At 65.7% G+C, this 21,380-nt stretch carries 21 protein-coding genes; 10 read left to right on the top strand and 11 right to left on the bottom strand.

Features of this window, described 5'->3' with window-relative positions; genetic code table 11:
- Nucleotides 1-32 precede the first annotated feature (32 nt).
- Nucleotides 33-3,443 (top strand): acyl-[ACP]--phospholipid O-acyltransferase, encoded by a 3,411-nt coding sequence (locus WNZ15_RS00195; protein WP_342890908.1) that lies wholly within the window; start codon nt 33-35, stop codon nt 3,441-3,443.
- A gap of 64 nt (nt 3,444-3,507) precedes the next feature.
- Here the strand turns inward: WNZ15_RS00195 and WNZ15_RS00190 are convergent, their stop codons facing one another.
- The 11 genes from WNZ15_RS00190 to WNZ15_RS00140 form a co-directional block, all read right to left on the bottom strand.
- Complete coding sequence (locus WNZ15_RS00190) at nt 3,508-4,185, bottom strand: LysE family translocator (RefSeq protein WP_342890907.1); 678 nt, start codon at nt 4,183-4,185, stop codon at nt 3,508-3,510.
- A gap of 436 nt (nt 4,186-4,621) precedes the next feature.
- Nucleotides 4,622-4,948 (bottom strand): type II toxin-antitoxin system RelE/ParE family toxin, encoded by a 327-nt coding sequence (locus WNZ15_RS00185; protein WP_342890906.1) that lies wholly within the window; start codon nt 4,946-4,948, stop codon nt 4,622-4,624.
- On the bottom strand, nt 4,945-5,214 hold the full coding sequence (locus WNZ15_RS00180) for a type II toxin-antitoxin system ParD family antitoxin (RefSeq protein WP_342890905.1): 270 nt from the start codon (nt 5,212-5,214) through the stop codon (nt 4,945-4,947). The genes WNZ15_RS00185 and WNZ15_RS00180 overlap by 4 nt, the downstream gene beginning before the upstream one ends.
- Before the next feature lie 128 nt (nt 5,215-5,342).
- Nucleotides 5,343-6,521 carry a hypothetical protein gene (locus tag WNZ15_RS00175; RefSeq protein WP_342890904.1) on the bottom strand — a complete coding sequence of 393 codons (1,179 nt, stop codon included), beginning with the start codon at nt 6,519-6,521 and terminating at the stop codon, nt 5,343-5,345.
- Nucleotides 6,515-7,129 (bottom strand): hypothetical protein, encoded by a 615-nt coding sequence (locus WNZ15_RS00170; protein ID WP_342890903.1) that lies wholly within the window; start codon nt 7,127-7,129, stop codon nt 6,515-6,517. Before WNZ15_RS00170 ends, WNZ15_RS00175 begins: the two co-directional genes overlap by 7 nt.
- Complete coding sequence (locus WNZ15_RS00165; protein WP_342890902.1) at nt 7,126-8,016, bottom strand: VWA domain-containing protein; 891 nt, start codon at nt 8,014-8,016, stop codon at nt 7,126-7,128. The genes WNZ15_RS00170 and WNZ15_RS00165 overlap by 4 nt, the downstream gene beginning before the upstream one ends.
- 27 nt (nt 8,017-8,043) lie before the next feature.
- Nucleotides 8,044-8,985 carry a VWA domain-containing protein gene (locus WNZ15_RS00160; RefSeq protein ID WP_342890901.1) on the bottom strand — a complete coding sequence of 314 codons (942 nt, stop codon included), beginning with the start codon at nt 8,983-8,985 and terminating at the stop codon, nt 8,044-8,046.
- Nucleotides 8,982-9,344 (bottom strand): hypothetical protein, encoded by a 363-nt coding sequence (locus tag WNZ15_RS00155; protein WP_342890900.1) that lies wholly within the window; start codon nt 9,342-9,344, stop codon nt 8,982-8,984. The genes WNZ15_RS00160 and WNZ15_RS00155 overlap by 4 nt, the downstream gene beginning before the upstream one ends.
- Nucleotides 9,331-10,182, bottom strand: coding sequence for a DUF58 domain-containing protein (locus WNZ15_RS00150; protein WP_342890899.1), 852 nt, complete (start codon nt 10,180-10,182; stop codon nt 9,331-9,333). Before WNZ15_RS00150 ends, WNZ15_RS00155 begins: the two co-directional genes overlap by 14 nt.
- The gene (locus WNZ15_RS00145) at nt 10,176-11,126 is read right to left on the bottom strand and encodes a MoxR family ATPase (RefSeq protein WP_342890898.1); all 951 of its coding nucleotides are present in this window, start codon (nt 11,124-11,126) and stop codon (nt 10,176-10,178) included. Before WNZ15_RS00145 ends, WNZ15_RS00150 begins: the two co-directional genes overlap by 7 nt.
- A 204-nt stretch (nt 11,127-11,330) precedes the next feature.
- The gene (locus WNZ15_RS00140) at nt 11,331-12,299 is read right to left on the bottom strand and encodes a LysR family transcriptional regulator (RefSeq protein WP_342890897.1); all 969 of its coding nucleotides are present in this window, start codon (nt 12,297-12,299) and stop codon (nt 11,331-11,333) included.
- A 158-nt stretch (nt 12,300-12,457) separates the two neighbouring features.
- On the opposite strand from WNZ15_RS00140, the gene WNZ15_RS00135 reads away from it, so the two are divergent.
- From WNZ15_RS00135 to WNZ15_RS00095, 9 genes are all read left to right on the top strand, one after another.
- Nucleotides 12,458-13,324 (top strand): ABC transporter permease, encoded by an 867-nt coding sequence (locus tag WNZ15_RS00135; protein WP_342890896.1) that lies wholly within the window; start codon nt 12,458-12,460, stop codon nt 13,322-13,324.
- Nucleotides 13,324-14,109 carry an ABC transporter permease gene (locus tag WNZ15_RS00130; RefSeq protein ID WP_342890895.1) on the top strand — a complete coding sequence of 262 codons (786 nt, stop codon included), beginning with the start codon at nt 13,324-13,326 and terminating at the stop codon, nt 14,107-14,109. Before WNZ15_RS00135 ends, WNZ15_RS00130 begins: the two co-directional genes overlap by 1 nt.
- Nucleotides 14,110-14,165: 56 nt before the next feature.
- The gene (locus WNZ15_RS00125; RefSeq protein WP_342890894.1) at nt 14,166-15,305 is read left to right on the top strand and encodes an extracellular solute-binding protein; all 1,140 of its coding nucleotides are present in this window, start codon (nt 14,166-14,168) and stop codon (nt 15,303-15,305) included.
- 71 nt (nt 15,306-15,376) lie between these two features.
- Nucleotides 15,377-16,462 carry an ABC transporter ATP-binding protein gene (locus WNZ15_RS00120; RefSeq protein WP_342890893.1) on the top strand — a complete coding sequence of 362 codons (1,086 nt, stop codon included), beginning with the start codon at nt 15,377-15,379 and terminating at the stop codon, nt 16,460-16,462.
- Entirely contained in the window at nt 16,459-17,814 is a 1,356-nt protein-coding gene (locus WNZ15_RS00115) for an aspartate aminotransferase family protein (protein WP_342890892.1), read from the top strand. The genes WNZ15_RS00120 and WNZ15_RS00115 overlap by 4 nt, the downstream gene beginning before the upstream one ends.
- 9 nt (nt 17,815-17,823) lie before the next feature.
- A complete protein-coding gene (locus tag WNZ15_RS00110; RefSeq protein WP_342890891.1) occupies nt 17,824-18,753 on the top strand; it encodes a 3-keto-5-aminohexanoate cleavage protein in 930 nt (309 codons plus the stop codon).
- A gap of 2 nt (nt 18,754-18,755) precedes the next feature.
- Nucleotides 18,756-19,238, top strand: a complete 483-nt coding sequence (locus tag WNZ15_RS00105) for an N-acetyltransferase (protein ID WP_342890890.1) — start codon at nt 18,756-18,758, stop codon at nt 19,236-19,238.
- Nucleotides 19,235-20,257, top strand: a complete 1,023-nt coding sequence (locus WNZ15_RS00100; protein WP_342890889.1) for a histone deacetylase family protein — start codon at nt 19,235-19,237, stop codon at nt 20,255-20,257. Before WNZ15_RS00105 ends, WNZ15_RS00100 begins: the two co-directional genes overlap by 4 nt.
- On the top strand, nt 20,254-21,354 hold the full coding sequence (locus tag WNZ15_RS00095; RefSeq protein WP_342890888.1) for an FAD-dependent oxidoreductase: 1,101 nt from the start codon (nt 20,254-20,256) through the stop codon (nt 21,352-21,354). The genes WNZ15_RS00100 and WNZ15_RS00095 overlap by 4 nt, the downstream gene beginning before the upstream one ends.
- Nucleotides 21,355-21,380 lie beyond the last annotated feature (26 nt).

Genomic DNA, 21,380 nt, shown 5'->3' with positions numbered 1-21,380 from the left:
GGCCCCTGCCTGCACCAAACCGGAGAACGGCCATGTCCCAATTCCAATCCCAGTCCCTGATGAAATCCGTGCGTTTCGCGCCCCTTTTCTGGACCCAGTTCCTGTCCGCGTTCAACGACAACTTCCTGAAGAACGCTCTCGTCTTTCTGGTCCTGTTCAATGTCGCCGACGGCGGGGCGGTTCTGATTTCGGTGGCAAGCGCCGTTTTCATCGCGCCGTTCCTGCTCTTGTCCGCGCTGGGCGGGCAGATCGCGGACAGATGCGACAAGGCGCTTGTTGCCCGGCGTCTCAAGCTCCTTGAAATAGGCGGTGCCGTTCTGGCCGTCGGCGGCATGGCGATCTCGAGTGTTCCGGTGCTTTTCGCCGCGCTGCTGGTCTTCGGCATCGGCTCGGCCCTGTTCAGCCCGGTCAAATACGGGCTGTTGCCCGACCATCTCGACCGGTCCGAACTGACCAGGGCCAACGCCTGGGTCGAAGCCGGAACGTTTCTGGCGATCCTCGGCGGGACCATTGCTGCGGGCCTGATGTTTTCCTCCGGCAATGCATCGCTCCTGTTCGCACCGCTCATGATCGGCCTTGCCCTTGCCTGCTATGCCTGCGCCCGCAAGATACCGTCGGCGGGCAGTGCCGCTCCGGACCTGAAGGTCGACTGGAACATCCTGCGCTCCAGTCACGGCATCCTGCGCGACCTGTTCGCCGACCGCCGCCTTGGCCGCACCGCCTTGATGACCTCCTGGTTCTGGATGACGGGCGCATTGGTCATGGCGCTTCTGCCGATCGTCGTGAAGGATGTCCTGGGCGGTGGTGAACTGGCCGTGACCTGGTTCCTGACCGTCTTCGCCGTGTCGATCGGCATCGGCTCGGCGCTGGCCGCCTGGTTGTCCGCCGGCCGCGTCGTGCTGTTGCCCGCTGTTGCCGGAACCGCCCTCATCGCCGTCTTCGCGCTCGACACGGCCCTGACCCTGTCACACGTTACCCCGGGCGCGCCGGACACGGGCTTCGCCGCCTTCCTTGCCCGTCCCGATGTCATGCGGCTGAGCGTCGACATGGCCGGCCTCGCCATTGCCGGAGCCCTTCTTGTCGTTCCCACCTTTGCCGCCCTTCAGGCCTGGGCCGCGCCCGAACGCAGGGCACGGACCATCGCCGGGGCGAACGCTCTGGGGGCGGGCCTGATGGCGGTGTCCAGCGGTGCTCTTGCGCTCGCTCTGGGGGCAGGCACCGAGCCGGTCCACGTGATGCTGGTTCTGGCGGTTCTGAACGCAGTCGCAGCGGTTGTCATGTTCCGGTTCCTGCCGACGGATCCGTTCCGGGATCTCGTTTCGATCATCTATCGCGCGTTTTTCAGGATGGAAATCCGGGGTCTTGAAAACCTGGAAAAGGCGGGAACTGCCCCGATCCTCGCCCTGAATCATGTCAGTTACCTGGATGCAGGCCTGGCGCTGACCCTGACCGAGAAAGCCCCGACCTTCGCCATCGACTACAATGTCGCGAAGCGTTGGTGGGTGCGCCCGTTCCTGAAGCTCGCGAATGCCTTGCCGGTCAACCCGGCCAAGCCCCTGGCCACGCGGGCGTTGATCCAGGCGGTCAACGCCGGTCAGCCGATGGTGATCTTCCCGGAGGGGCGCCTGACCGTGACAGGCAGCCTGATGAAGGTCTATGACGGCGCTGCCATGGTCGCAGACAAGACCGGCTCGATGGTCGTGCCGGTGCGGATCGAGGGACTGGAGCGGACACCATTTTCCTATCTGCGCCCGGCCCAGATCCGCAAGAGGCTGTTTCCGAAGGTCAGGGTGACCATTCTGGAGCCGGAGAAACTCGCCGTGGACGAAGCCCTGAAGGGCCGCCGTCGCCGCGCGGCTGCCGGTGCCAGGCTCTACGACATCCTGTCCGGCCTGATGTTCGAGACCGATCTGGCCAACCGGCAGACGATTGTCGAGCGGGTCGTGGAGACCGCGAAGGATCGCGGCATGTCCAGCGTCGCCATCGAGGATCCGGTGACCGGTGCGCTCACTTACGGCAAGCTGCTCACGGGCGTCGCCGTCCTGGGGCGCAAGCTCGCCGAAATCGCCCGGGAAGACGAAGCCATCGGCGTGATGCTGCCGAACGCCAATGGCGCGGTCGTCACGACGCTCGCCGTCATATCCGCCGGCAAGGTGCCCGCGATGATCAACTTCACCGCCGGTGCGACCAACGTGGTGTCGGCCTGCCGCACGGCGAAACTGTCCAGGGTCCTGACCTCGCGTGCCTTTGTCGAGCAGGCCAAACTGTCCGCTCTGGTGAGCGAACTCGGCCGTCATGTGGAGATCGTCTGGCTGGAGGATGTCCGCAAGACCATCGGCCTTGCCGACAAGCTGCGCGGGCTTCTGACACGCGCGCGCCCGCTGGTCCGCCGTGACCGCACCGACCCGGCTGCGATCCTGTTCACGTCCGGGTCCGAAGGCACTCCGAAGGGCGTTGTCCTGAGCCACGAGAACATCCTGGCCAATGCCACCCAGGCGGCCGCCCGGATCGACTTCTCGCCCGAGGACAAGGTCTTCAATGTCCTGCCCATGTTCCACTCCTTCGGGCTGACGGCGGGCACGATCCTGCCGCTGATCTCCGGCGTGCCGATCTACATGTACCCGTCGCCGTTGCACTACCGGATCGTGCCGGAGCTGATCTACTCATCCAACGCGACGATCCTGTTCGGCACCGACACTTTCCTGAACGGCTACGCGAGGGTTGCCCATGCCTACGACTTCCGGTCCCTGCGGTATTGCTTCGCGGGCGCCGAACCGGTGAAGGCCTCCACGCGGCAAACCTATATGGAACGGTTCGGAGTGCGTATTCTGGAAGGCTACGGCGTTACGGAAACCGCACCGGTCATCGCAATCAACACGCCGATGTTCAACAAGCCGGGCACGGTCGGCAAGATCCTGCCGGGCATGCGCGCGCACCTCGAACAGGTGCCGGGTGTCGAGGAGGGCGGTCGGCTGTTCGTCTCGGGCCCGAACGTGATGCTGGGGTATCTGCGCGCGGAGAAGCCGGGAATACTGCAGCCGCTCGCCGATGGCTGGCACGATACCGGCGATATCGTCGAGATCGATGCCGAGGGCTTCGTGATCATCAGGGGACGGGCCAAGCGGTTCGCGAAGATCGGCGGGGAAATGGTGTCCCTGGCGGCGGTCGAGGAGATCGCAGGCCGGCTCTGGCCCGATGCCTTGTCCGCTGTCGCGGCGATCAGGGACGAGCGCAAGGGCGAAAAGCTGATCCTGATCACCGAAAAGGCCGAGGCCACCCGCATGGAGTTCCTGAAATTCGCCAAGGCCGGCGGCGTTCAGGACCTGATGGTGCCGTCCGAGGTCCGGGTTGTCCCGGCCGTTCCGGTCCTCGGCACGGGCAAGGTCGATTTCGTCGGCGTCGCTGCGCTGGTTTCAGGGGCACCGGACCCCGTGGCCGCGTAGTCATCGCCGGCTGCATACGCGCCTGACACCGGAAACCCCGCCCGTCGCACGGATCGGGCGGGGGTCACCGTGTCGAGGAAATGTATCTGACGGGCGCGGCGAGCATCCACACCCCGACCCCCAGCATCGTCGAGCCGGCGAAACTGCCGCCCCAGAAAGACAGTTTTCCCGGTCCGAGCCGCTTCACGATCTGCCCTTTCACGGTGACCGCCGCCAGGGCGATGACCGTGAAGCAGACAAAGCCGTTGAGATACATGACGAGGCCGAGCATCAGGATCTGATAGCTGATATGCCCCAGGTCCACCGCAACGAACTGCGGCAGGAAGGACGTCAGCAGGACAACCATTTTCGGATTGCCCAGATTGGTCAGGAACCCCTGAAGACAGGCGGCCCACAGCGGCTCGTCCTGCGCTGCGGCGGACCGGTTCGCCTGCGGTGTTCCGGTTCTGCGCCTGGTGAACTCCGCGGCAAGCATTCTGGAGCCGACATAGATCAGGTAAAGCGCGCCCGCGGCACGAACGCCCATCCAGACTGCGGGAGACAGGGAGTTGATGAAGTCCATCCCGAACGCGATCGCAGGCACGAGAATGAGCCCTGCGGAAATAACGCCGAAAATCGCCGCGAACGCATGCCGCATTCCCTGGGAAGTCGCCCGCGAGACGACAATGATGCTGTCCGGACCGGGGGTCAGAAACATCAGCGCATGGATCCCCACCATGATCATCACCAGGTTCCAGTCCATGAGCAGCCTTTCTGAGTGTCGTCGTGCGTCGGTGTTCGGACGCTATGCTGTGTGCAGCGGATGGTAAAGAGGGATCGGAAGGTTCATGCACCGCGAAACGGCGAAGGGTGCTTCGATGAACAAACACGAATTGAGTTTTCTGCCCTCCCTTGGCGTTTCCCGAACCCTGACCTGTCCTCCGTGGTGCGGCGCGGCTGATCCCGAACGCTGCTCTTTGGTCTGGCTAAGGCCCTTCCACGTCTTCCCGCGTGCGGAGCTGGAAACCGACGTGCAAAGCTTTGCGCGGAAGCGCGGCAATTCATGTCTGAGCTTGGCGGTGCATTGAACCTGGAATTGACCCTGGTAGATAGATGATCAGCATTTTGGGTTCGAAGCGGTACTTCGCTGCACCGACTGTGGACGTCGGCTCCGGGCGGCGAATGCCGGGACCGAACAGCTAGATTTCCAACTCCTGCAGCCTGGCCTCAATTTGCATGCGTTCATGAAAAACCTCAACCAGTTCGAGTGTATCACTGCTTTCCCGCAAGATCAGATAGTGCCGTCCCTCCCGATAATACTTCAGTCCTTTGGCGTCCCGGTTTCCCTGGAGCAAACGCGAGCAGGAAATTGCATGCGGGGGACTGCCGGATGCGAGCGCATCCAGTCGCGCCGCCAACTGTCTGCTGTAGCGCTCTGCCTGGGCGTCTCCGAATGCTGCTATGGTCTCGAACAATATGTCTTCCAGACTGGAAAGCGCCGCAGGCGAAAAGACGAGTTGCTTCACGTTGTGTGACGCGCCCGCGCCGCGCCGAGGACATCCGTCAGCACAGTCTCCGGGGTTCCGGAAATGCCTTCACCCTTGTCAAGCTGATCCAGGGCCTGAGTTATCCGGTCGCTGATACTTTCCAGCGACTGGCGTTCCTTCAAGGCGCGAAGGCCCGCACGCAGGACCTCGCTCGCATTGGCGTAGTCGCCTGATGTCACCATGTCATCCACATAGGCGCTGAGTTCAGGCGTCAGGGCGACGTTTCTTGTATGGCTTGCCGGCATGTTTTTCTCTTTCATCGAACGAAAACACACTATCACGGGTGGCGAACTTTGACACCCAAGGCGGGAAGTTTTCCTTGTCATACGGCAGTCGCTCCCTCTGAACCCTTCTGCCCGAATTTTCCCCGCTCTTAGGTCCTCCCCCTGACCAGCCTCCGCCGGAATCGCTCCGGATCAAACCCCTCCGTCCCGGCCTTCGCCGCGTAAATCGACCGGTCCAGTTCCGCCGTGGCGCTGCCCGGTACCGGCAGGCCGAGAGCCCGCCGCCGCGCGAGATACCGCTCTGTCGCCGAGCGCAGCACGATGAGGTCGTTTGTTCTTGCGGCTGCCTTCAGGGCGCGGCGGGTCGGGTCGTGCGGGGACCAGCGCTTCAGCAGCTTGAGGACCTGGGTCTTCCTGCGCGGCGATGCGCCGGAGAGGGCAAGGCCGAGGCCGGCGAGGAGGCCGGCTGTGAACAGGGCGCAGGCGATGGCGAGCTGGGAAAGGGACAACCGGCCGGTGCCGGACCTGTTGCTGGTGCGATTGGCCTCAAAACTGGCATAGCCGAAAGGGATGGCCGGGATCTGTGCGACCTGCATCTGCCGGGTCACCGTGTCGAACCAGGAGATCTCGACCGGCGGCAGCACGCCGGGTTCGCCGGTCTTGGGGCGCAGGTGCCATTCCCAGATGACGGTGGTTTCCGGTCCCTGCGGCGTCGGCTTCATCTCGCGCACCTCCGGCGCGCTGAAGCTGATCAGCCAGGGCTGGCGCACAATGGGCCGGGGCGGCAGCAGATGGGGCAGCGTGTCGTCGGCGGTGAGTGTCACCCGGCGGATCAGGGTCTCGCCGTCGCGAAGCTTGCCCGGTTGCGCCGACAGCGTGTCCTCCACCTTGAGCGCGCTGGCCGCGAGCGGCCGGCTGTCCGCCGGATACGGCGCGACCTGGACCGTCAGCGGCTCGGCATTCACGTCCAGCGGCGCGCGGCCGCCGGTGTCGGTGGCAATGGTGAGATGATGGGTGAGCGGTCCGATCGTCACCGGTCCGGCCTTGCGCGGAAACAGCGCGATGCGCCGTTCCAGGACCCGAACGGCCCGGCCGTTGACCCGCGCCTGGCGCCAGTCGTCACGGGCAAGTTGCATCCAGTCATAGGCGTCCGAGTCGGGGAAAATCAGCGTCTCCAGGGCGATCCGGCTGGTGTATTCACCCCTCACGGTCACCGGAATCATTTCCCCGACAACGGGCCGCATCTCCGGCACCAGCAGGCGCAGCGTTTCTGCCCCGGCAGCCGGAGTGAACAGCAGGATTAGCAGCAGGGCATACCGGATCACCATGGTTCGGCCTCCTCCGCCCGGATCAGGCCGAGCGCGGTCCGGCGCTGGTATTCCTTTTCAAGGCGCAGTCGCAGGAATTCGCCCGGGTCGTCCGAGATCGTTTCCAGCCAGGCCTGGGAGGCACCGACCCCCCGTTCGCCGACCTTGCGCTGCCATTCGGGATCCGGCGTGCCGGGCCAGCCCCACGGGCTGCTGTCGCCCGGACCGGGGCGGCCGCCATGGCCGGTCAGCCGACCCGGGGCGTCGCTGTCGCCGCGTGTTGCGGCAACCATCGTACCGACAAGATCGCGCAGCCGTCGGGCCTCGTCGTCGGCCGGAGCGGCGAACAGGACCGCGTCGAAATAGGCGACCGACAGCGCATGCTGTCCGGTCGCCGCCAGCGTCAGGGCGCGGTTGAAGGTCTGACCGCGTCCCGCATCTGCGAGAGCCGCGTCGGCGGCCTCATAGGCGCCTTCCCGATAGAGCGCGAGGCCTTTTTCGGCAGGCGCGGTCAGCAGCGCGGCCGCGCCCGGCAACCCGGTCCACAGCGCGATGCGGCCCCATGCGGAGGGCCCGGCAAGGGCAAGGCAGGCAAGCCCGATCAGGAAGGCGGCGGCGGTGCGTTTCATGCAGGCCTCCTGAACAGGGCGAGCACGGGGACCATCGTCAGCAGCGCGAACAGCGGCCCGAGATCGTGGAAGCGGAGCGCACGCAGGACACCGTCCCTGCTAAGAGACGCCGCCGACGAAATCCGGCTGAGCACGGGCTCTGGCGCCCGGGCCGGTGCGGTGACACCCACAGCGCTCAGCTTCTGGAAACGATCCGGGCGGAGCGCGGGGCCCGCAGTGCCTGAAAGCGTCAGCAGGGAGAGGCGGGCGCCGTCACCGGCCAGGCGGTCGGCCTCTGCGGCCGCGTCCGCGCCGAAACCGCCGCCATCAGAGATCAGCACCAGATCGGCGTCGTCCACGCCCGACAGCATCTGCCTTGCAAGCGCCAGGGCGGCGGCGGGGCGGCTGCCTTTTCCGGGCACGGTGTCCGGGCCGAGCACCGCGATCTGGGTTTCCAGCGTCGCCGGGTCGGCGGTCGGAGCAGCAACGTCGAAGGCCTCGCCGGCATAGAGGATCAGGCCGACAGCGCGCCCGTTGGCGGCCCGCAGGATCTGCGCGGCGGCCGCCTGCGCATCGGCCAGCGCCGGACTTGTGGCGACGGAAGGCGACATGTCGATGGCAATCAGGATCGCGCCGCTTCCGGCCAGCACGGGCGCGTCCGTCCGGGGCACGGCCGGTCCCGCGAGGCCGAGCGCCAGCAGACCGGCCGCTGCGAGGCAGGCAAATCCCGCCCGGCCGGTGTCCGCGCGCAGATGGCCGAGCGTGCGCATGGCCCCCAGCATCGGTGCGGGCAGGACCTGCCGCCAGCCGCCTGCTTCAGACCCGCGCCGCCAGGTCCACAGCGCAAGGACGATCAGCAGCGGCAGCACCGCCAGCCACCACGGGCGCAGCAGGGTCAGATCGCTCATGTGCTCCTCCTCCTCATGCGCTTCTTCTCATCCTCTTCTTCGGGCAGCAAGCAGCAGAAGCAGCACCAACGCGGCACCGGCGGGCCAGATCCACAGCGGACGCCAGTAGTGCAGGGGCGGGCGGCGCATAGGGCTCGGCTCCAGCCGGTCCAGGGTCGCGGCCATGGCTTGGAGATCCTCCATGGTACGCACCCGGAAACTGGTGCCGCCGCCGATCTCGGCCATCGCCTTGAGAGCCGCCGCATCGACCGCGTCCCGGGCGCGGGGCTGGCTCTCAAGATCCTCGGGACCGAGCGCGATGGTGTGCACCCGGATACCCTTGTCTGCCGCCAGCCGGGCGACATCGCTCGCGCGCACCTTGCCTGAGGTGTCGACACCGTCCGACAGCAGCACGACGATCCTTGTGGCGGCCTGGCTGGTCTCCAGCCGCTTGACCGCCAGTCCGAGCCCGTCGGCGATTGCGGTTGCCCGGCCCGAGATGCCGATCTGCGCCGTTTCGATGGAGCGGGCGACCGAGGCGACGTCGAAGGTCGGCGGTTGCGCCACATAGGGGCGCTCGCCGAAGACCACGAGGCCGATGCGGTCGCCCTTGCGCGCGGCAACAAAAGCCGATGCTGCCCGTTTGACCGCATCGAGCCGCGACAGCAGCGCGCCGTCCAGAACGAAGTCTTCCTTGACCATGCTGCCGGAAAGGTCGAGCGCCAGGATGATCTCGCGTCCGGAAAACGGCAGGAGGCCCGTCGTCTGCGACAGGCGCGGCCCCGCAAGCGCCAGCACCAGCGCCCCCCAGGCCAGGATCAGCAAGATCCTGCCGGGACGATCGCCTCGGCCTGCCGCCGGCAGGGCCGAGGCGTAGAGACCGGCCGGAACCTGCAAGGCGGCACGGACGGTGCCGGGGCGCGTCAGAAAACGATGGACCAGAAAGGGCAGCGGCAGCAGCAGCAGCGCGAGCGGAAAGGCGAGGTTCATTTCCGCCCCGCATCGCGTCTGGAGAAAACCCGTGTCGAGCGCAGGGCGATACGCTCGATGACCTCACTGGACGGAGGGGCTTGGCCGCCATAGGCCGCCGGGCGCAGCGCCTTGGGCAGATGGCCGAGAATGCGCGCGATCGCCAGCAGACGTTCTTGCGGTGCAAGTGCGCGGGTCGCGCGGATGCGGGCCTTTCGGGAAGGCCGGCGCGCCAGGAAAGGTGCGATCAGCAGCGCCACCAGCGCCGCAACCATGAGGCCGGCGCCGAACAGGGCCAACAGCTCGGCGGGGCCGGGTGCTGTCAGGTCCGGAGGCAGGCGGCCTGCCGGCAAGGTGGCAATCAGCTCAGCCTGTGTCATCTGCGGCGGCCATGAAAATGACGTTCAGCGCCCGCATCCGGGCAGCCAGCGCCGTTGGATCGAATGCCCGCAGCCGCGCGAACCGGCAGGCGGCGCCGGACGAGACCGGCAGGGCCGCGGGCGGTGGGGAAATCTCGGCCGGATCGAGCGGGCACAGCAAGGTCACCCGCCTGCGGCGGGACAGACGGCGCAGGGCGGCTTCGTCCTGCCGGGCAATGCCCTCCCCATCGGTGGCAAGCCAGACCTGCGCGCCGGGCGGGGCAAGCCGCGCCGCGCGTACCAGCGCCGCCGCGAAAGGCTGGCTGTGCTCCGAAACGTCTCCGTGCAGTTCCAGCGCGCTATCATGCGCCTGTGCGAACATCTGGGCGATGGCACCGAGCTGCCTTGCGCCGGTGCGCGCGGGCAGCGCCGAGACGCCGGTGGCGGTGATCGTCAGCGCGGCAACGGAGGCTCCGCGCGCGGCGGCCTGCCAGCCGTGCCGGGCCAGCAACCGGGCCGCCCGGACCGAGCGCAGCGTATCGCCCGTGCCCCAAAGCATCGCCGGCCTGAAATCGGCGATCAGCAGCGTCGTGTCGTCCCGGTCCTCGTGAAAGCTGCGCACATGGGGCGTGCCGGTCCGCGCGGTGGCGGCCGGGTCGATCCGGCGGGTGTCGTCGCCTTCCGAATACGCCCGGATTTCCCTGAGGTCCATGCCGGCGCCCGGCAGTCTGGCCGGAACCGCACCGGGCCTGCGGGTCGCCGGGCGGTGCCTGCCCGGTAGCCGCGCGTCCTCGCGCAGCGCCAGCAGGTCCCGCGCGCTCAACCGGATGCCCGGATGGTTCAGCGCTGCCCTCACCATGGCTCGACCAGCCCCAGGATATCGGCGACCAGGCCGCGTCCGGTGCGTCCCTCGCTGATGGCGGCCCAGCTCGGGATCAGCCGATGGGCAAGCACGTCGGGCGCCAGCGCCTGGGCGTCCTCCGGCAGGCCGTGGTCGCGGCCCTTCAGCCAGGCGCGGGCCCGCACGGACGCGGCCAGCGCCAGCGTGCCGCGCGGCGAGACGGGATGCTCGACCCATTCGGCAACGGCGCCACCGAGCCGCGACGCCATGACCAGCCGCACGATGAAATCCTTGAGCGCGGGCGCCAGATGCACCCTCGCGACTTCCGCCTGCGCGGTGCGCAGCTCCTCGGCGGACATCTGCTGGATCGGGGAAGCCGCCGCGGCGATGTCCTCGGCTTCCACCAGATCGAGTATGGCGCGCTCCTGCGCGGCTTCCGGCATGCCGAGCGCAAGATGCAGCAAAAACCGGTCCATCTGCGCCTCCGGCAGGGGAAAGGTGCCCTCGTGCTCGATCGGGTTCTGCGTGGCGACGACCATGAACGGGTCGGGCAGGGGCCGGGTGACACCGGACGTGGTCACCTGGCGCTCGGCCATGGCCTCCAGCAGTGCCGATTGCACCTTGGGAGGCGCGCGGTTGATCTCGTCGACCAGCACCAGCGCGTGAAAGACGGGTCCGGGAAGAAAGTCGAAGCTGCCGGTTTCCGGCCGGAACACCTGGGTGCCGGTCAGGTCGGCGGGAAGAAGATCCGGCGTGCACTGGATGCGGCCGTGGCTGCCGGGCAGATGGGCCGCAAGCAGCTTGACCGTACGGGTCTTGGCAACGCCGGGCGGACCTTCGATCAGCACGTGACCGCCGGTCAGCAGGGCGATCAGCAGACGCTCGACCATGTCCGTGTGCCCGATCAGACCCGCCGAGACATCCGCCTCCAGACGTGTGATCGGATGGCAAATATCATCCATACGCTTGCCTCCCATGCGCGGTGATCGACCGGAAGATCCGCGGATGTACGCCCGAGGTCCGATTGCGCGGATCTGCAGGGTGGATCGGTTCCTTCTGGCCACTCTACCGTGACCTTGCGATCGGGCTCAATGCATCCTTAATGGGCAGAAAAGGGCATCGCTCCGGGGGGCAAAAGACGGGAAATCCGGTCCTCCTTCATCGTGTTACCGGTAGGTTCTCTCCTCGATCGGGGTCTCCCGGATCCTGGCCAGCAGCATGCCCAGGAGGGCCTTTTCGGCGCGGTTGAGCTTGGCCTTCGGGTTCCAGACCACGTGGACATCAATCTCCGGCAAGGCGTCATAGGGCGGCAACTGCCACAAGAGACCGTCGCGCACATCCCGCCCGGCGACGTGAACCGGCAGCGGGCCGACGCCGAGGCCGGCGATGATCATGCGCCGGACTTCTTCCAGATTGGCCGAAGTGCCGACGACCCGGTCTTCCAGATCGGCCTCCGCGCGCATCAGCGTGACCGGCCTCAGCGCGTCTTCCAGCCGGTCGGTGACGAAACTGACCGCCGACTGGCCGGCAAGATCGGATTTGGTCAGGTCGGTCTTGCCGAACAGGGCATGGGGCGGCCCGCAGAACAGGCCGAAGAATTCGCGGAACAGGCGCAGGTATTCCAGCCTGGGATTTCGATCCCGTACCAGGCAGACGGCCACGGAGGCACGGCGCGCGGTCACGGCCTCCAGGGCGTCCTTGCTGGCCGACACATTGATGGTGAGGGTCGCCGCGGGGTGATGTTCGTGAAATTCGCGCAAGGTATCGTCGAAGAGCGGGCTGACCACGTGACTGGCCATGGCGATCTCGACATGGCCGCGGACCTCGTCGGTGACGTCGCGCATCAAGGTGCCGAGCCGCAGGATGGATCCCTGGATCTCGACCGCCTCCTTGAACAGGAGCGTGCCGGCCTCCGTCAGCTCGAACTGGCCGGGCTTGCGGTTGATCAGCCTGCGCCCGAGCCGGTCTTCCAGCCGTTTCAGGGCACTGGAGACGGTCGGCTGTTTCAGGCGGAGCCGTTCTGCCGCACGGGTCACGCTGCCCGCCTGCGCCAGGACGACAAAGGTCCTGAGCAGGTTCCAGTCCAGGTCGCGGGCCAGCCTCTCGGCCTGGATAGGGCGAAGCTCCTCGGGCATATAGATCTCATCAATACTTGTAATTTCTATTATCTATTTGATCTATGAGGGGCCGCCTGCAACGCTGGAGTCAAGTAGTTTTGACAATCCAAAAACCGGTCAGCTCCTGAAGGTCCGTCGATTTCGATCGGTCTTTGCTGATCCAGCGGGGCAAATCCATGAGCGTCGAGGCGCGCGAAAGACGGCAACCGTGGATACTGCTCACGCCGGCCCTGAGCGCGGTGGGCCTGCTGCTGTTCGTGCCGCTCGCGTTCATCGTCGTCTATTCCTTCTGGCTGCGCACCGCCACGGGCGCCGATCAGGCCGGCTTTTATCTCGACAACTGGGTCGAGGCGCTCACCGATCCGTTCTACCGGGACATTCTGCTCGGAACGTTGCGCATCGCGGCGATCACCACCGTCGCCTGCGCGGTGCTGGGCTACCCGGCCGCCTATTTCATCGCCCGCTCGAAAGGCAACAAGGCGTTGCTGCTGCTTCTGCTGATGCTGCCGTTCTGGATCAGCTACATCATCCGCACCATGTCCTGGATCAACATTCTGGGCGTCTCCGGCGCGGTCAACTGGCTGCTGCTCAATCTGGGCATCGTCTCCGAGCCGGTTCAGATGCTCTACAACGAGCCGACCGTGATCCTCGGGCTGGTGCATTTCCTGCTGCCGTTCATGGTGCTGAATGTCTATGTCGCTTTGGAAGGTGTCGATGTCTCGCTGGAAGACGCCGCCTGTTCGCTCGGCTCGACCCGCTGGCAGGCCTTCCGGGAAGTGACCCTGCCGCTGTCCCTGCCGGGGCTGGCCGCCGGCGGACTGCTGTGTTTCGTCCTCAGCGCCGGCACCTACATCACGCCGCTGGTCCTCGGCGGTCCGACGGACGCCATGTTCGCCAATCTCGTTTTCGAGGCGATCATCACCCAGCTCAACTGGCCGCTCGGCTCCGCCCTGTCGCTGATGCTGCTCGCCGTCCTCGGTGCCCTGGTGCTGATCTACAATCACTACCTGGGCATGGCACAACTGATGAAGGGGCTCGGCTGATGGGCTGGAACCTGATCCGCATCTATACGCTTCTGGTGTATCTGTTCATGTTCCTGCCGGTGGCCGTGATCGTGCTCCTGAGCTTCAACGCCAGCCAGTTCGGCAGCTTCCCGATGACCGGGTTCTCGTTCCGCTGGTTCGTCGAACTGGCCCAGAACGACGCCATCCTCAGGGCCTTCCGCACATCGCTGATCCTGGGCGGGCTGACCGCGCTGGTGTCCACGACACTGGGCGTTCTGGCGAGCCTGGCACTGGTGCGCTACAACGTGCCCGGCCGCAACCTGATCTCGACACTTCTGATCGCGCCGATCCTGGTGCCGGAAGTCGTTCTGGCGGTCGCCCTGCTGCTGTTCCTGAATTTCCTGTCCATCAACAAGAGCTTCTTTCTGCTGCTGATGGGACACGTGATCTTCACACTGCCCTTTGTCATCCTGGTGGTGCAGGCCCGCCTCGTCGGCATCCGCAGGGATTACGAAGAGGCCGCGCTCAGCCTGGGCGCCAGCCCTGTGCAGGCCTTCTTCCGGATCACCCTGCCGCTGCTGGCCCCGGCCGTCTTCGCAGGCATGCTGTTCGCCTTCACCATCAGTTTCGACGACATCACGGGCACGCTGTTCTGGAAGCCCGGCGGGGTGGAAACCGTGCCGACCCAGATCTTCGCCATGCTGCGCAATTCGATCTCGCCGGAGATCAATGCGCTCGGCACCGTGATGATCTTCCTCACCGTCGGATTACCGCTTCTCGGCCTGGCGATCGCCCGGCGGATGGCCATGCAGCGCGGCGGCTAGAACCGCGCGACCCAAACAAGAAAACCTGAAAAAAACGAACCAGAGTGGACAGAAAAATGGACAGTACCAAACGTTATGAACGCCTGCGCGAACGCTACCTCAATGGCGATCTCGACCGGCGCAAGTTTCTCGGACTGATCGGCGCCGCCGGTCTTGCCTTCGGCGTCCAGACGCCCTTCGCCCGTCAGGCCTTCGCCGCCACGGACCAGGTCCGGTTCGACGGTTGGGGCGGTGTGGTCTCCGAAGCGTTCCGAAAATACGCCTTCGACCCCTACACGGAAAAGACCGGCGTCAAGGTTGTCGACGGCACCTTCGGTGGCGGTGACGAATATCTCTCCCGTGTGAAAGCCAGTCAGGAAGGCGAATACAACATCGCGCATCTGTCCGGCGTGTTCGACTATGCGCGCTACGTCAATCTCGGGCTGAACGCGACCCTCAACGAGGACAACATCCCGAACCTCAAATACGTCATTCCGAAGCTGACCGATGTTTTCCGCTCGGTCACCGACGGCAAGCTTTCCTGCGTACCTTATGACTATGGCACCACGGGCATTGCCTATAACCGCAAGTACATCTCCGACGAAGAGGCCAGGGAAAAGGGCGCGAAGCTGCTGATCGACGAGGCCTACAAGGGTAAGATCGGCGGCTGGTCCGACTGGCGCACCCGTGTCTGGTACGCCTCGCTGCAGACCGGCCAGGACCCGAACAACGCCACCGACATGGACGCGGTCTGGGCGGCCGTGCGCACCAACCGGGATCTGCTTTTGAAATATTGGCAGTCCGGCGCCGAACTGATGAGCCTGCTCGCCGAAGAGGAGATCTATGTCACCGAGGGCTGGTCCGGCCGCATCTACGCGCTTCAGGAACAGGGTCACGACATCGGTTACATCGATCCGCCCAACGGGTTCGGCTGGCAGGAATGTCTGTTCGTCATCAAGGGCTCGCCCATGGCCGAATGCGAGGAACTGCTCAACTTCATGCTGGCGCCGGAAACCTCGATTGCGGTTGCCGAGGGCCAGAACTATCCACCGGCGCTTGATCCCAACAAGGTCGATCTCGGCAAGAAGATCCCGACACTGCCGGCGTTCGACCCGACCGGCACCCTGGACGGACTGACCTTCGCCAACCCTGAATACTGGAACGCCCACGAGGCGGACTGGTCGAAGACCTTCGGCCGGATCCAGAAGGGCTACTGAGCCTGACAACGACTTGCCCGCAGCCGGTTCCGGCTGCGGGCACCCCCGCACCCGACAGCCGGAGAAATGGCGTGAGCGCAGTTTCCCTCACCAATATCGTCAAGAAGTTCGGCGGCTTCACCGCCGTTCACCGGATGAGCATGGACATACCGGACGGCAGTTTCGTCACGCTGCTCGGCCCGTCAGGATGCGGCAAGACCACCACCTTGCGGATGATCGCCGGTCTGATCGACCCGACCGAAGGCGACATCACCATCAAGGGTCAGCGCATCAACGATGTGCCGATCCACCGGCGCAATCTCGGGCTCGTGTTCCAGAACTACGCGCTCTTCCCCCACAAGACGATTGCCGAAAACGTTGCCTTCGGGCTGAAGTACCGCGACATTTCGAAAGCGGACGCGGAGAAGAAGGTGAGGGACGCGCTGGACCTCGTGCAACTTCCCCAGGTCGGCGACCGCTATCCGAAACAGCTTTCCGGCGGCCAGCAGCAGCGCATCGCCCTGGCCCGCGCGATCGTCATCGAGCCGGATGTCCTGCTGCTCGACGAGCCGCTGTCCGCGCTGGACGCCAACCTGCGCGAGGACATGCGCGTGGAATTGAAACGGATCCAGCACCGGATCGGCATCACCACCGTTTTCGTCACCCACGACCAGTCCGAGGCCCTTGCCATGTCGGACCGGATCGTCGTGATGTCCGACGGCCGGGTGGAGCAGGTCGGCACGCCGGAAGAGGTCTACAACACCCCGGCCAGCGAATTCGTGTCGCGCTTCCTGGGGATCTCCAACATCCTGCCGGCCACCTGCAGGGAAGTGACCGGCCACGGCCTGACGCTCGAGCATGACGATATCGGGCAAGTGACCGTGCCGCGGGACCGGGCGCCCAATGTCGCCAGAGCCGGCCCGGCTCAGCTCGTGATCCGGGCGGAAAAACTACAGCTCACGGAGGCGGATGCCCCGGCGGACGACCGGATCGCCCTCGACGGCGTCGTCGAAGCGGTCGATTATCAGGGCCAGGCGGCGCGCTATTTCGTGCGCGTCGGCGATCAGAAGCTTCAGGCGGTCAACATGATCGACCGGCGTCCGTTTGCCGAAGGAACCCCTGTGTCCGTTCGTTTCCGCCCGCGGGACTGCGCGGCGCTGCCGGGAGCGTCCGCATGACCCGTCCGGAAACCTCGCACCTCTTCTACCAGACTGGCCAGCGGCGGCCGGTTCTGGATCAGGCCCGCGGCGTCTACATGTGGGACGTCGACGGCAAGCGCTACCTGGACGGATCGTCCGGCGCCATGGTCTGCAATATCGGCCATTCCAATCCGCGCGTCCTGGACGCCATGCGCAAGCAGATGGACAAGTCGACCTTCGGCTACCGGCTGCATTTCGAGACGGAACCGGCCGAACAGCTCGCCGCCAGAACGGCGGGCCTGGCGCCGGACGGGCTCGACAAGGTGTTCTTCGTGTCCGGTGGTTCGGAGGCGGTGGAAAGCGCCATCAAGCTGGCGCGCCAGCACGCGCTCGCGATCGGCGAGGTCGGCAGGTACAAGGTCATTTCCCGGGATCCGTCCTATCACGGCTGCACCCTCGGGGCGCTTGCCCTGACCGGCTATGCTCCCCTGACGGAGCCGTTCGATCCGATGATGCGGCCGATGCCGAAGATCCCCGCGCCGCGGGCCTATCTCGACGGTCTCGATCCTGAGGACGAGGCGACCGGCCACCACTACGCCGACATGCTGGAGGAAAAGATCCTCAACGAAGGCCCGGACACGGTTCTGGCCTTCATCGTCGAGCCGGTCGGCGGCGCCTCCACCGGTGCGCTGGTGCCCCCGAAGGGGTACATGAAACGCATTCGCGAGATCTGCAGCCGCCACGGCGTTCTCCTGATCCACGACGAGGTCATGACCGGCGGCGGGCGAACCGGCAAGTTCTTCGCCGCGGACCACTGGGACGTCGCGCCGGACATCCTGGTGATATCCAAGGGTTTTGCCGCCGGATATTCCCCGCTCGGCGCAATGGTCGCGCATCGCGACATTGTCGCCAGGGTGCTCGATGCCGGAGGATTCCTGCATGGCTTCACCTACGCGGGAAATCCGCTTGCCTGCGCCGCCGGACTGGCGGTTCTGGACGAAATCGAGCGGGAGCATCTCTGCACGAACGCCGCTTCCACCGGCGCACTGCTGAAAGGCGAACTGACCGGATTGATGAACCGTTACGGGATAATCGGCGATGTGCGCGGCGAAGGACTGTTGCTAGCCTTCGAACTGGTCGAGGACAGGGCAGGCATGACCCCGCTTCCAAGGGAGCTGAATGCCTTCAGCCTGCTGGTCGATATCGCCTATGAAAACGGTCTGATCATCTATTCCCGCAGAACGCGCGGCGGTTACAGCGGCGATCATTTCCTGATTGCCCCGCCGATGATTTCCACGCCGGACCATGTGGCCGAGATCGTCGACGGGCTCGACAAGTCCCTGCGCCAGCTCGTGGACAGGTTTTCGCAACAACGGGCCCGTGTTGGCTGAGCGATTGAAATGACAGACAAGATTATAATTACATGCGCCGTTACCGGTTCCATCCACACGCCCACCATGTCGCCGCATCTGCCGGTGACGGCGGCCAAGATCACAAGCCAGTCCATAGGTGCGGCGCAAGCGGGTGCGGCGATCCTGCATCTGCACGCCCGCAATCCGCAGACCGGTCAGCCCTCCGCCGACGCGGCGGACTACATGGCGTTTCTGCCGCAGATCAAGGCCGGCTGCGACGCCGTCCTGAACCTGACCACCGGCGGCAGCGCCGTCATGAGCCTGGAGCAGCGCCTGCAAGGACCGTTGACGGCCGAGCCGGAAATGTGTTCGCTCAACATGGGCACCATGAACTTCGCGCTCTATCCGCTGGCGGCCCGGCATGACGACTGGAAGCACACCTGGGAAAAGCCGTTCCTGGAAAACTCCGACGATCTTGTCTTCAAGAACACCCCCCGGGACATCGCCGAGGTTCTGGTCCGGATGGGACAGGAGCGCGGCGCGCGTTTCGAGTTCGAATGTTACGATGTCGGCCATCTCTACATGCTGCGCCACTTTGCCGACCGGGGTCTGATCGAACCGCCCTTTTTCATCCAGTTCGTGTTCGGGGTGCTGGGCGGCATCGGCGCCGACCCGGAGAACCTGCAACACATGAAACGCATGGCTGACAAGCTCTTCGGCAAGGACTACCTGTTCTCCGTGCTTGCCGCCGGGCGCCAGCAGATCCCCTTCGCGGCGATTGCGGCGGGTATGGGGGGGCATGTGCGGGTCGGCCTGGAAGACAATCTCTATATCGCCCGGGGCGAGCTGGCCCGGTCCAATGCGGACCAGGTCGTCAAGATCCGCAAGATCGCGGAGGAACTCGGCCGCAGCATCGCCTCGCCCACCGACGCCCGGAAGATGCTCGGCCTCAAGGGCGCGGGCGGGACGGCTTTTTGAAAATGGACGGGATCGAAATCACACCCGCGCGGCGCGAGGATGCCACCAGGCTGTACTGGGCGCTGAGCTGCCTTTCCCGCGATCTGGGAGATTGTCATGCGACCGGGCCGGACGATCTGCTGCGTCACGGTTTTTCCGATCCACCGGCTTTCCTCGCGCTGCTGGCCTCGCGCAACGATGAGACCCTGGGAGCGCTGGTGGCTTCCCCCGTGTTTTCGACCACACGCGGCGGCGCCGGCCTCTATGTGTCGGACCTGTGGGTGTCGGAACGCGCGCGCGGGGCCGGGCTCGGCAAGCGGTTGCTGGCGGCCGCGCCGGCGCTCGCGCCCGAGGACTGGACGGTCACCTTTCTGAAACTTGCCGTCTATCACGACAATCCGGGCGCCCGCCGTCTGTATGAGCGCCTGGGTTTCGAGCCCCGGGGCGATGAAACTGTCTTCGATCTGCAGGGACCGGCACTGGCCAACTTGAGGAAACGTTCATGAGAGCGATACTGGACGAGCGTCAATGGGCGCATGATCCCAAACACTTCATGGCCAACGGCACACGCCTGGCGAACCCGGAACAACCCCGCCGTATCGAGGTCCTGAAAGCGGGCGCGGAAGCAGCCGGGGCGCGCTTCGAGGCTCCGCGGGATCATGGGCTGGGTCCGATCGCGGCGGTGCATTCGGCTGAATACCTGGTCTTCCTGCAGACGATCCACAAGCGCTGGAGCCGGATCGAGGGCGCTTCCGACGAAGTGATCCCGAATATTCACCCGGACCGCAGAACCGCAAGCTACCCGCGCTCGGCGGTCGGTCAGGCTGGGTTTCATCAGGCCGACACCAGTTGTCCGATCGCGGCTGGAACCTGGGAGGCGGCCTACTGGTCCGCGCAGAGCGCCATCGAGGGCGCCGATCTGATGGCGGCAGGCGGTGAGGCCGCCTATGTGCTGTCGCGCCCGCCGGGGCATCATGCCTTCGCGGATCTCGCCGGGGGGTTCTGCTTCCTCAACAATTCCGCGATCGCGGCGGAGCGCCTTCTGAGCGCCGGCAAGCGGCCGGCCATTCTCGACATCGACGTGCATCACGGCAACGGCACGCAGGGCATCTTCTACGGGCGCGGCGACGTTCTGACCGTCTCGCTCCATGCCGATCCCGTGCGCTTCTATCCGTTCTTCTGGGGCCATGGCCACGAGCGCGGTGAGGGCGCAGGCCGGGGCTGCAACCTCAACCTGCCGCTGGCGCGCGGCACCGGCGACGCTGCCTATCTGGAGACGCTTCAGACCGCGTTCGAGCACATCCGCGCCTTCGGTGCCGATGTTGTTGTTGTGGCGCTCGGCCTGGACGCCTATGAAAAGGATCCCCTCAAGGGGCTTGCCATCACCACGCCGGGCTTCGGCCGGATCGGCGCCGCCATCGCCGGGCTTGGCCTGCCGGCCCTGTTTGTCCAGGAAGGCGGCTATTTGTCTGAGGAACTCGGTCAGAACCTGACCGGCTTCCTGAAGGGATTTCAGGACGCATGACCGAAACCTCGGATTTCCTGGTCATCGGCGGCGGTATTGCCGGCGCGAGCGCCGCCGCGCGCCTGGCGCCTGACGCCTCCGTCACCGTTCTGGAAATGGAGGATGCGCTCGGGCGGCATTCCACGGGACGCTCGGCGGCCATCTATATCCGCAACTATGGCAACCGGACCCTCAGGGCCCTGAACCGTGCGTCCGAGCCGGTACTGGAGGCGCCCCACGGTATTTCGGACAGCAGCTTGCTCACGCCGCGCGGCGAAATGCTGATCGCTGCGGAAGACGAGCTGGAGGCCTTCGACACCTATCTGAAAGGCGCCGAAGGCATGGAAATCCTGAGCGCGGAGGACGCGGTCGCCCTGTTTCCTCTGCTGCGCAGGGAACGCATCGCCGCGGCGGCCATCGAGCGCGACGCCAGGGACATCGATGTCGACCGGTTTCTGCAAGGGTGCGCGCGTCTCGCCCGGCGAAACGGCGCGACATTCGTCACCGAAGCACCGGCTGAAAGAATTTCTCGCGTCTCCGGCTCCTGGCGGGTGGAAACGCCGAAGGGCACGTTCGAGGCGCCTGTGCTGATCAATGCCGCCGGTGCCTGGGCGGATCAGATCGCCGGCCTGGCAGCTGTCGGCAAGGTCGGCCTGGTTCCCATGCGCCGCTCGGCGGCCATCGTGCCGCCCCCGGAGGGTGTCGATGTCACCGGCTGGCCGCTGGTCGCCAGTGCTTCGGAAAGCTGGTACGTCAAACCCGACGCGGGCAAGCTGATGGTCTCCCCTGCCGACGAGGATCCGGTCGAGCCTCACGATGTCTGGGCCGACGATATGGTGCTTGCCGAAGGGCTGCACCGCTTCGAGCAGGCCGTCACCATGCCGGTCACCCGGGTGGAGCGGAACTGGGCGGGGCTCAGGAGCTTCGTTGCCGACCGCACGCCCGTTGTCGGCTTTGCTCCGGACGCCGAAGGGTTCTTCTGGCTGGCCGGACAGGGCGGTTACGGGGTACAGACGGCACCGGCCCTGTCGCGGTTGACCGCGGACCTGTGCTTTTCTCGTCCCTCCGAACTGGCTGCGGATGTTGTGCTTGCTCTCAATCCGGCCCGTCTCGCCTGAACGGCGACGGTCTCGAACCAAAGGAA

The sequence above is a fragment of the Roseibium sp. AS2 genome (assembly GCF_038900065.1).
Taxonomy (GTDB): Bacteria; Pseudomonadota; Alphaproteobacteria; order Rhizobiales; family Stappiaceae; genus Roseibium.
Note: the sequence above shows the minus strand (reverse complement) of the source record. Positions and strands in the feature narration are given on the sequence as shown.

What these genes read in the sequence shown, in the direction of transcription:
- WNZ15_RS00175 (WP_342890904.1), bottom strand. Translation starts at nt 6,521, where the DNA reads ATGGTGATCCGGTATGCCCTGCTGCTAATCCTGCTGTTCACTCCGGCT.
- WNZ15_RS00110 (WP_342890891.1), top strand. Translation starts at nt 17,824, where the DNA reads ATGACAGACAAGATTATAATTACATGCGCCGTTACCGGTTCCATCCAC.
- WNZ15_RS00125 (WP_342890894.1), top strand. Translation starts at nt 14,166, where the DNA reads ATGGACAGTACCAAACGTTATGAACGCCTGCGCGAACGCTACCTCAAT.
- WNZ15_RS00180 (WP_342890905.1), bottom strand. Translation starts at nt 5,214, where the DNA reads ATGCCGGCAAGCCATACAAGAAACGTCGCCCTGACGCCTGAACTCAGC.
- WNZ15_RS00170 (WP_342890903.1), bottom strand. Translation starts at nt 7,129, where the DNA reads ATGAAACGCACCGCCGCCGCCTTCCTGATCGGGCTTGCCTGCCTTGCC.
- WNZ15_RS00155 (WP_342890900.1), bottom strand. Translation starts at nt 9,344, where the DNA reads ATGACACAGGCTGAGCTGATTGCCACCTTGCCGGCAGGCCGCCTGCCT.
- WNZ15_RS00100 (WP_342890889.1), top strand. Translation starts at nt 19,235, where the DNA reads ATGAGAGCGATACTGGACGAGCGTCAATGGGCGCATGATCCCAAACAC.
- WNZ15_RS00115 (WP_342890892.1), top strand. Translation starts at nt 16,459, where the DNA reads ATGACCCGTCCGGAAACCTCGCACCTCTTCTACCAGACTGGCCAGCGG.
- WNZ15_RS00190 (WP_342890907.1), bottom strand. Translation starts at nt 4,185, where the DNA reads ATGGACTGGAACCTGGTGATGATCATGGTGGGGATCCATGCGCTGATG.
- WNZ15_RS00150 (WP_342890899.1), bottom strand. Translation starts at nt 10,182, where the DNA reads ATGGTGAGGGCAGCGCTGAACCATCCGGGCATCCGGTTGAGCGCGCGG.
- WNZ15_RS00105 (WP_342890890.1), top strand. Translation starts at nt 18,756, where the DNA reads ATGGACGGGATCGAAATCACACCCGCGCGGCGCGAGGATGCCACCAGG.
- WNZ15_RS00165 (WP_342890902.1), bottom strand. Translation starts at nt 8,016, where the DNA reads ATGAGCGATCTGACCCTGCTGCGCCCGTGGTGGCTGGCGGTGCTGCCG.
- WNZ15_RS00160 (WP_342890901.1), bottom strand. Translation starts at nt 8,985, where the DNA reads ATGAACCTCGCCTTTCCGCTCGCGCTGCTGCTGCTGCCGCTGCCCTTT.
- WNZ15_RS00195 (WP_342890908.1), top strand. Translation starts at nt 33, where the DNA reads ATGTCCCAATTCCAATCCCAGTCCCTGATGAAATCCGTGCGTTTCGCG.
- WNZ15_RS00130 (WP_342890895.1), top strand. Translation starts at nt 13,324, where the DNA reads ATGGGCTGGAACCTGATCCGCATCTATACGCTTCTGGTGTATCTGTTC.
- WNZ15_RS00140 (WP_342890897.1), bottom strand. Translation starts at nt 12,299, where the DNA reads ATGCCCGAGGAGCTTCGCCCTATCCAGGCCGAGAGGCTGGCCCGCGAC.
- WNZ15_RS00095 (WP_342890888.1), top strand. Translation starts at nt 20,254, where the DNA reads ATGACCGAAACCTCGGATTTCCTGGTCATCGGCGGCGGTATTGCCGGC.
- WNZ15_RS00145 (WP_342890898.1), bottom strand. Translation starts at nt 11,126, where the DNA reads ATGGATGATATTTGCCATCCGATCACACGTCTGGAGGCGGATGTCTCG.
- WNZ15_RS00135 (WP_342890896.1), top strand. Translation starts at nt 12,458, where the DNA reads ATGAGCGTCGAGGCGCGCGAAAGACGGCAACCGTGGATACTGCTCACG.